Origin of the sequence: Protofrankia sp. Cas3, assembly GCF_963555955.1 — a bacterium.
Classification (GTDB): domain Bacteria; phylum Actinomycetota; class Actinomycetes; order Frankiales; family Frankiaceae; genus Protofrankia.
Genome location: NZ_CAUVXP010000195.1, coordinates 1 through 9,078, shown reverse-complemented (window position 1 = coordinate 9,078; position 9,078 = coordinate 1). Strand labels below are relative to the sequence as shown.

Annotated in this window: 8 protein-coding genes; 2 read left to right on the top strand and 6 right to left on the bottom strand. The window is 67.3% G+C overall.

The features are described from left to right. Window positions 1-42: 42 nt before the first annotated feature. Window positions 43-474: a type II toxin-antitoxin system VapC family toxin gene (locus U9983_RS24455; protein ID WP_322751515.1), complete on the bottom strand. Its 432-nt coding sequence runs from the start codon at window positions 472-474 to the stop codon at window positions 43-45. Further along, a complete protein-coding gene (locus U9983_RS24450; protein ID WP_416211518.1) occupies window positions 471-743 on the bottom strand; it encodes a type II toxin-antitoxin system Phd/YefM family antitoxin in 273 nt (90 codons plus the stop codon). Before U9983_RS24450 ends, U9983_RS24455 begins: the two co-directional genes overlap by 4 nt. Window positions 744-1,029: 286 nt before the next feature. Here U9983_RS24450 and U9983_RS24445 point away from each other — a divergent pair, with 286 nt between their 5' ends. Next, window positions 1,030-4,134, top strand: a complete 3,105-nt coding sequence (locus U9983_RS24445; protein ID WP_322756266.1) for a DEAD/DEAH box helicase — start codon at window positions 1,030-1,032, stop codon at window positions 4,132-4,134. A gap of 98 nt (window positions 4,135-4,232) precedes the next feature. Next, entirely contained in the window at window positions 4,233-4,718 is a 486-nt protein-coding gene (locus U9983_RS24440; RefSeq protein WP_322756265.1) for a GNAT family N-acetyltransferase, read from the top strand. A 26-nt stretch (window positions 4,719-4,744) separates the two neighbouring features. On the opposite strand, the gene U9983_RS24435 is transcribed toward U9983_RS24440, so the two are convergent. From U9983_RS24435 to U9983_RS24420, 4 genes are all read right to left on the bottom strand, one after another. Next, window positions 4,745-5,557 carry a carbon-nitrogen hydrolase family protein gene (locus tag U9983_RS24435; protein ID WP_322756264.1) on the bottom strand — a complete coding sequence of 271 codons (813 nt, stop codon included), beginning with the start codon at window positions 5,555-5,557 and terminating at the stop codon, window positions 4,745-4,747. 115 nt (window positions 5,558-5,672) lie between these two features. Beyond that, entirely contained in the window at window positions 5,673-7,355 is a 1,683-nt protein-coding gene (locus U9983_RS24430) for a bifunctional metallophosphatase/5'-nucleotidase (protein ID WP_322756263.1), read from the bottom strand. A 242-nt stretch (window positions 7,356-7,597) separates the two neighbouring features. After that, window positions 7,598-8,416, bottom strand: a complete 819-nt coding sequence (locus U9983_RS24425) for a TIGR03943 family putative permease subunit (RefSeq protein ID WP_322756262.1) — start codon at window positions 8,414-8,416, stop codon at window positions 7,598-7,600. Next, the coding region (locus tag U9983_RS24420; protein WP_322756261.1) for a permease at window positions 8,413-9,078 on the bottom strand (666 nt) is incomplete at its 5' end. The genes U9983_RS24425 and U9983_RS24420, both read right to left, overlap by 4 nt.

Genomic DNA, 9,078 nt, shown 5'->3' with positions numbered 1-9,078 from the left:
GGCCCAGCAGACGGCGCAGCAGGGGGTCCGCGACATCGACGCCTACCGCGAGACCTGGCCGCCGTTGAATCCGCCGCCGGGCGCTGCTGTGACCAGGCCGATTTCTCCGGCGGTGATGGCCAGGCGTTTGTCGTATGTCACAAAGGCGCTGATCGTCTTTCCGGACGCGACGAGCTGGTCCGCGGTGGCCAGGTGGATGGCGTCCAGTGACCGCAGGTGGGGGAACGGGTAGGCGCCCGCGGTGGCTCGGATGGCGTCGTCGATGTCGAGGCGGTCAAGATGGGCAAGGACGCTTGGCACCGCTGCCAGCCGTGCCGGTTCCTCCCGGCGTAACGCCCGTGGGACTTCGACTTCGGCGAGTTTGGAGGTGATCACATGCTCGGTCTGCCGAGAGTTGAGCCATTCGGTCAGCTCGTCGCTCTCCAGCTCGGGTCTGATCAGCTTTACGATCGCGGAGGTGTCCAGATAGATCACCAGCGTTCCTCGTCACGGAGTTGTCGGATCAGCGCACCGGCTTCCAGGCCATTGATCAGTGGGCCCTGCGGTGCGATGAACGGGCCGGTGACGGTGGCTGGGGCGACCTTGCCCGCTGCGATCAGGTCGTCCAGTTCCCCGGGGGTTGCCGGCACGATTCGGCCGATCACCTTGCCGTGTCGGGTGATTTCGATGGTCTCGCCGTGTTCGACACGCGCCAGGACACCTGCGGTGTCCTGATTGAGCACCCGCACGGGTACCTGTTCCATGAGCCCAGTGTAGTACATGAGTAGTACATGGGTAGTACTGCTTCGACGTCATGGTGGCGGAGTGGGGCGATCTCCATTCCGGGCGATCTTAGGCGTGCGACGCCGTGGCGTTGTTTGTCCTGCACATCGACTGTGGTCCTCCTCGACCTGGCGGGTAGCCGCGACAGGACGTCCTGCCACAATCTGTTACCTTCGCGGACATGATCCGAGCGTCGTCGCAGCTACCCGGTACCGTGGTAGAGGTCCGGTACTGCTGGTCTGCGGGTGGCTGTCAGGGGTCATCCGGATGCCAGGAGTGTCCGCGGCGCACGGCACGATGTGGTCACGACGCTGGAATGGGATGCCGGTGAGAGCGCCACCGTCGCAGGTGTGGGTCCAGTCGTTGGGGGAGCTGCTCGACTCTCCACCCGTCCCCGAGAGCGGCCATCCGTGGACAGGCCGCGGGACGACGCCGTTGGCCGTCGAGCTGAGTTTCGCGGCGTATCCGTCGGCCGGCGCCGCCACCACCGAGTTGGGCCTGAAGGTGACGGCTCGGCTGGTCAAGCCGGGAAAAAACGGCTGGGTCGCCGCCGTCGGGTGGGACGAGCTGAATGCGTCGTACAAGGTCGGTGAGTTCTCGCCGGCGCACGTCCAGGTGCTGCAGGAGATGTTCGCCCTGTACAGGGCCCGACAGGACCGGTACGACTACTCGTACTACTCTCACAGCGGGCCGAAGCGGCTCGACCTTTCCGCATTCGGGAGCCACCAACTCTGGCCGATGCTCGACGCGGCCGCGGCGGTCGGCCTCCGGTTCGTCCACGCGAGGAAGAAGCTCGGCGACGTGGACCGTTACGGCCTCGCCGAACTGTGTGTGGACGTGATGCGCGACGCGAGCTCGGAATCCTTGATCGTCGCACCCCTGCTTCGCATCGAAGGGTCGGCCGAAGCCGAGGCCGCGGTGTTCTCGTTCATCGGCGGCGACGGCCACGGTGTCATCTACGTCGATCGGGCGGAGATCCGGGCGTCTGAGGACCACCGCGACTGGCACGTGCGGCTTGCTCGTCTCGTCGAGCCGGTGCCGCCGGCGCTGCAGCGGATGGCGGTCGGGAACCGGAGCCTGGAGGTCCCAGCTGTCGAGGAGGACCGGTTCCGGACGGAGTTCTACCCGCGGTTGCGCCGGCTGGCCCCGGTGCTGTCCCGTGACGGGTCGTTCGTACCGCCGGAGGTGGTGCCGCCGACCCTGGTGCTGCGTGCCGCCTACGGTGATGACCACGACCTCGACCTCAACGTGGAGTGGGAGTATGACCTCGGCGGACGGCGGATACGCGTACCGTTGCGCGACGCGGCGCCGGAGGGATTCCGGGACCCGCGCCAGGAGCGGGATGTGCTGGCCGCGCTGGACCTGCCCCCCGATGCGGCGGCCGTGCTCTGCGTCGGGCCGGGGTTCGCAGGCGAGGAGCTGACCGCGGAACTGACCCCGGAGCTGACCCTGCCGTCGCGGGTGCGGCTGCGCGGTACCGACACGATGCGCGTGACGACGGAGCTGCTTCCGTGGCTGGCGGGGCGTCCCGGGGTTGTCGTCGAGGTCAGCGGCGAGCCTGTCGACTACCGGGAGGCGGGCGACTCGCTGCGTATCGGCCTGTCGACCGATGACGTGGTGGGTGAGACCGACTGGTTCGACCTCGGGGTCACCATCTCCGTGGAAGGTCGTCAGGTGCCGTTCGCGGACGTCTTCCTGGCGCTGGGTCGGGGCCAGTCGCACCTGCTCCTCGCCGACGGCGCCTATTTCAGTTTGGACAAGCCCGAGCTGCAGGCTTTGCGGCGGCTGATCGAAGAGGCGCGGGCGCTGCAGGACCGACCCGCCGGTCAGCTGCGGATCAGCAGGTTCCAGGCCGGGCTGTGGGACGAGCTGGCCGAGCTCGGCGTGGTCGAGCGCCAGGCGCACTCATGGCGCCAACAGGTGACGGGGCTGCTGTCGCTGAGCGCGGTGGATCAGTATGAGCCGCCTTCGACGCTCGCGGCGACGCTGCGGCCGTACCAGCTCGAGGGTTTCCGCTGGCTGGCGTTTCTGTGGCAGTACCAGCTGGGTGGGGTGCTCGCCGACGACATGGGCCTGGGCAAGACGCTGCAGACGCTGGCGCTGGTCTGCCACGCGAAGCAGGTCGCCCCCGAACTCGCGCCGTTCCTCGTCGTCGCGCCGACGAGCGTCGTGGCGAACTGGGCCGCGGAAACGGCACGGTTCGCACCCGGTCTGCGGACAGTGACGATTTCTGACACGGAGCGACGCCGCGGCGACCCTCTCGAACAGGCGGTGTCACGCGCAGACCTGGTCGTCACCTCGTACACGCTGTTTCGGCTCGAGTATGACAAGTACGCGGACCTCCCGTGGTCCGGTCTGGTTCTCGACGAGGCCCAGGTCGTCAAGAACCACCAGTCAAAGGCGTACCAGTGCGCTCGACTGCTTCCGGCGACTTTCAAACTGGCCGTCACCGGGACCCCGATGGAAAACAACCTGATGGAGCTGTGGTCGCTCCTGTCGGTCACCGCGCCCGGTCTGTTCCCGAGCCCGACACGATTTCGTGACTACTACGCCCAGCCCATTGAAAAGGAGCACGACGCCGAGCTGCTCGCGCAGCTTCGCCGGCGGATCCGACCGCTGATGACGCGCCGTACCAAGGAACAGGTCGCGCCTGAACTTCCACCGAAGCAGGAACAGGTTCTCGAGGTGGACCTGCATTCGCGGCACCGGAAGCTGTACCAGACCCACCTGCAACGGGAACGGGAGAGGGTTCTGGGCCTGGTGACGGACATGAACAAGAACCGCTTCACGATCCTGCGTTCGTTGACCCTGCTACGCCAGCTCAGCCTGCACGCCGGACTCGTGGACGACGGTCATGACGACATTCCGAGCGCCAAGATCGACGCCCTGCTCGAGCAGCTCAGCGACGTCATCGACGGCGGCCACCGGGCCTTGGTCTTCAGCCAGTTCACCAGATTTCTCGGTAAGGTACGCGACCGGTTGTCCGCCGTCGGCGTGGAATACTGTTACCTCGACGGCAGGACCCGTAACCGACCGGGGGTGCTCGAACGGTTCAAGACGGGGTCAGCCCCGGTGTTCCTCGTCAGTCTGAAAGCCGGCGGATTCGGTCTGAACCTCACCGAGGCCGACTACTGCTTTCTGCTCGACCCGTGGTGGAACCCCGCAACCGAGGCGCAGGCGGTGGACCGCACACACCGCATCGGGCAGACCAAGAACGTCATGGTCTACCGACTCGTCGCCAAGGACACCATCGAGGAGAAAGTGATGGCGCTGAAGGCCAGGAAAGCCGAATTGTTCTCCAGCGTCATGGATGATGGCGACGCGTTCGGTTCGAGTCTCGACGCGGACGACGTCCGGGCGCTCTTCTCCTGACCGTCCACGTAGGTCGCATCGGGCCCGATGACGGCGAGCGGTTACGTGGCGTCCGCCTGGCGGCGCTGGCCGATGCGCCCGGGTCCTTCTGGCAGACCTTGGCGGACGAGAGCGCCCGTCCTCGTGCGGACTGGCGGGCTCGCGCGCGGCGCAACGCCGCAGGTGATGCGCACGCGACGTTCCTCCTGGAGCGGGGGAACGAACCGATGGGCAACGAACCGATGGGCATGGTCGACGTCTACCAGCCGTCGCTGGCGCCGGAGTTCCGTGAAGTGGCCGCGATGTGGGTCGCGCCGGCCCTGCGCGGTACCGGGGCGGCCGACGCTCTGCTCGACGCCGCCGTGGAATGGGCCCGAACGGTCGGCGCGATCGGCGTCCGACTATGGGTTGTGCCCGACAACACGGCCGCGGTAGGTATCTACGTCCGCCACGGTTTCACGCTGATCGGCGACCCGGAATCCGACACGGACGACCCGGCGGGCAGGGTTTATGTACCGATGCTGCTCACGCTGGACAAGGAGGAGGCGGCTCTGCCGACATTCACAACGCGTGCGCTCGCTCCGTGGACCGACGAGTCGGGCTGAGTATGTTCGTGTCGGGCAGCTGAAGCCTACGCGGGTGGCTCGGGCCGTCCGAGCCGGCGGTTGTCAAGGACCGCGATCTTCTGGCGCACTGCCGTGACCTCGTCGATGTCCAGCTCCGCTATGATCATGCCGGGTTCGGCGCCGAGCTGCTCACGGATCGAGCCGTCGGGGCCGACGACGGCGCTGAAGCCGATGCCGGTGGGAGCGGTCGCGGACGTCTCGACACCGACCGAGCTCGGATCGGCCTGACCCACGGCGGCGAGCCAGACGGTGGCGTCGAGTGCCCGAGCGCGGATCAGCAGGTCCCACTGCTCACGCTTACCCGGTCCAGCGCCCCACGACGCCGGCAGCAGGCAGACCAGGGCACCGGCGTCGGCGTGGGCGCGGAACAGCTCGGGGAAGCGTACGTCATAGCAGGTGGCGAGGCCGATCCGTACCCCGTCGACGTCCACGGTCACCACCTGGGATCCGGGGGCGACCGTGCGGGATTCGGTGAAGCCGAACGCGTCGTACAGATGGATCTTGTCGTAGCTTGTATCGACGCCGGGCCCGGTGACCAACAGCGTGTTGGTGACACGCCCGTCGGGCGCGGGGGTGAACATCCCGGCGACGACCACGATGCCCACCTCCGCCGCGATCCGGCGAACGTCGCCGGCCCAGGGGCCGTCCAACGGTTCGGCGACGGGTCGCAGCCGTACCCCGAAGCGGGCCATCGTCGCCTCGGGGAAGACCACGATCCGCGCGTTCTGCTCGGCCGCGTGGAGCGCCTGGCCATGGACGATGTCGAGGTTCGCCTTCGGGTCGAGGTCGGCGACGATCTGGCTGAGTGCGATCCGCACGGGACTGCCACCTCCGGGTTCAAGATCCTAGCCGGTCGGGCGAATCATCATGCGGTAGAGCGTCCGGGCCTGGTGCCCGCTGAGGCAGACCAGGACCGGACGCGGGGATCGACTGTTACGGCACCAGCGTGATCCGGTTGGTGACCGGCGGTGCCAGCGGTGAGTTGGCAGCCAGGTAGGCGGCGAACGCATCCAGGTCGATGCCCTGGTTTACCTTGTCGGTGCCCTCGGTGAAGACGGTGAACCCGTCACCGCCGCCGGCGAGGAAGTTGTTGACAGTGATCCGGTAGGAGGCCGCGGGGTTCAGCGGCTGCCCGCCGATGACCACGTTGCTCACCTTCGAGCCGACGGGTGCGCTTGCGCTGTAGCTGTAGGTGATTCCGGCGGGCTGGAGAATCCGGTTGGTCGTGGCCTGTTGTTCCAGCACCCGCTTGATGGCGTCCCCGCTGATGGTCATCGCGGTGAGCAGGTTGTTGAACGGCTGAACGGTGAAGGCCTCGCCGTAGGTCACCTCACCGGGCTGTTCGGCACCGGACGGAGCGTAGGTGAGGTCCGCCCGCACGCCGCCGGGGTTCATGAACGCGGCAACCGCGCCACCGGTGGTCGCGGAGCTCGTCGCGGCCAGCTGCGCGTCGGCGATGGCATCGCCCATCGGGGTTTCGCCAGCCGGTGAGGCGGTACGGGTGAGGTCGGAGGTGATGCGTCCGATGACCCTGTTTTCCAGAGTCGCGGACTTCGCACCGTACTCGTCCACGAGTTCGCTGACATCGGGGTCAGGAGTGACGTCGCGCGTCACAATGTGATTTGCGGCGGTGGCGCTGACGACGGTGTCCGACTTCCTGTCGATGGTCAGGTGAATGTCGGTGAGGGCCCGGCCGAAGGACGCGGCCTGAGTGACCAGGTGACCGTCCACGACACAGTTGTATGCCTGGTGGGTGTGGCCGGAAACGACCGCCGAGATTTCCGGGTCCAGCTTCTTGGTGATATCGACGATCGGTCCGGAAAGGCCGGTGCAGCCGTCATAGGTACCGGTGCTCGCCTGCGCCCCGCCCTGGTGGATGAGAAGCACGATCGTGTGCACGCCAGCCTGCTTGAGCTGGGCGGCGGCGGCGTTCGCCGTAGCCACCTCGTCATCGAAACGCAGGCCCTTGACGCCCTCGGCGGTGACGATGGTCGGGGTGTCCTTCAGGGTCATTCCGATGAACCCGACCGGTACGCCCTGGAACCGCCGTACCGTCCACGGCTTGAACAGCGGCCGGTCCCGGTGTACGTCGATGACGTTGGCCGCGAGGTATTCGAAATCCGCGCCGCCGAACCACCCGAGCTGGCAGTCGTCCACCGGGTTGCAGCCGCCGCGCTGCAACCGGCGCAGTTCGTCCTTGCCCTCGTCGAACTCGTGGTTCCCGACGCTGCTGATGTCGACGCCCATCTCGTTGAAGATGTTGATCGTCGGCTCGTCGTGAAAGAGAGCAGAAATCAACGGGCTGGCGCCGACATTGTCACCGGCGGAGACGGTGACGGAGTTGGGGTTACCTTCCCGAAGCTTCTTCAACCAGGTCGCGAGATAGACGGCGCCACCCGCGTCCACGCCACCGATCCGCCCGCCGCTACCGGTCGGCGGACGCAGATTGCCGTGGAAGTCGTTGAACCCGAGTATCTGTACCTCGACCTGGGAGCCGCGGCGCCCCTGGTTCGACTGCGAAGCCGCCGCCGGCATCACGAAGGCTAACGTCGCCGCGGCTATACCGGCGACACCGACGACGCCCCAGCGGGCGCGTCGGGACGAGAGAAAGCTCATGCTGCTCCGTTCTGAGTGGGTCGGCCGACGACTGCGCGATCGCTGCTGCATATGCCGCGGGCGCCGTCGGCGGCCCCGATGGACGGTAGGAGAAAGTGGGTCGGGCGGCGAGAAGGCTATTGACCGGTGGCGGCTCCAGCCGCACAGGAGGTCTACTGTCCGGTGAACAATTCGCGGCGCTCATGGCCGCGCGGAAATGTCCCGGTCGATTCGCCGTACCGGCGGGCCCACCGGCATGGCGGTTATGTCTCGTACGGATCGACCGGGGTTGGAATGACGTCCAGTGTGCGTGCCGCAAATTTCGGCCTACCATGATCGGGAATGTTGCCGTCCCAGGTCGCCAGTACCGTCACCCAGGTGTTTTCGGCGGGTGCGGCAACGCCGTCTGGAAGCGTGAGATCAACGGCCGCGGCTTCGGCGTCAGCGGCGCAGCACCGGATCACGAATCGGGTCAGCAGGATCTGCCGGCCCTCGGGTACCGCCACGAAACCGGTCATCTGGACGGTCGTCCCGGCAAGCGACCGGCCGCGGTCGTACGTCCGTTCGACGATCTCCCGCATGGGGAGGGTGGCGATCCCGTCCGGTCCCGGGTGCAGCGGCCCGTAGGGGACAGCCCGCGGTGGTGGCACGATGATGGTGGCACGCCTCGCGCTGAAGGCGCCCAAGGACGGCGGGGCGACCATGTAGATCACGGCGACGGGCAGTAGGAGCAGCAGCGCCACGCCCGGTGGACCGTGCCGGTGGGCGGATTGTGTCTGGTCATGGTTGCCGGCGCTGGCGTAGCGCACTAGGGCGACCGCGCCGAGCAGGGTCACCAGCCCGCCGGCGGCCAGCAGCGGGATGCGCATGCCTACCCGCACGTAGGACGTGTAGGCGCCGGTCTGCGCGAGTCGCAGGAAGGTGATGCCCATGATGAGCAGCAGGAGTCCGCCGATCGGGCCGATGTGGGTTCCGGCGCCGACCTCGGTGGTCTTGTGGTCATCGTCGGTGTCAAGACCCGTGCGCCCGTCGATTCCGTCGAGGGCGTCGAGGGCGTTGCCATCAAGGTCACTGTGCGTCACAGCACAACCGTCCCGACCACGACCGCGGTCATGACCGCGGTGAGAAAGGTCACCGGCGCGAACCGTGAGGTCACCTGGCGACCGAAGGTCCCCACCTGCATGGCGATCAATTTGACGTCAATCATCGGTCCGACGACGAGGAAGGCCAGTCGCGCGGTCAGTGGGAACTGGGACAGGCTCGCGGCGACGAACGCGTCCGCCTCGGAGCAGACGGCCAGCGCAACCGCCAGCACCGCAAGAGCGATCACTGTGAGGATGCCGGCGCCCGCCACCGCGTCCAGCGCCGATCGCGGCACCACGACGTTGAGCGTCGCGGCCAGCGCTGCGCCGAGGACGAGAAAGCCGCCGGCGTGGAGGAAGTCGTGACCGGCGACATCGGCGAGCCGGCGCAGCCGCAGGCCGCCACCGCGTTCCCCATGATGATCTCCGTCGGGGGCGGTGTCGTTCTGTTTCAGAATCGGTACGCCGAACCGGTGCCAGATCAACCCGACAATGATGGCCGCGAGCAGCGAGGCGATGAACCGCGCCAGGACCATCCGCGGGTTGTTCGGAAAGGCGACGGCGGTTGCGACGATCACGACCGGATTGATGGCCGGCGCCGCCAGTAGAAAGGTCAACGCCGCCGCCGGTGGCGCTCCGCTGTCGATGAGGCGTCTGGCGAC

Excerpts from the sequence above, each read along its gene's own strand:
- U9983_RS24430 (WP_322756263.1), bottom strand. The coding sequence starts at position 7,355 with ATGAGCTTTCTCTCGTCCCGACGCGCCCGCTGGGGCGTCGTCGGTGTC.
- U9983_RS24450 (WP_416211518.1), bottom strand. The coding sequence starts at position 743 with ATGGAACAGGTACCCGTGCGGGTGCTCAATCAGGACACCGCAGGTGTC.
- U9983_RS24445 (WP_322756266.1), top strand. The coding sequence starts at position 1,030 with ATGCCAGGAGTGTCCGCGGCGCACGGCACGATGTGGTCACGACGCTGG.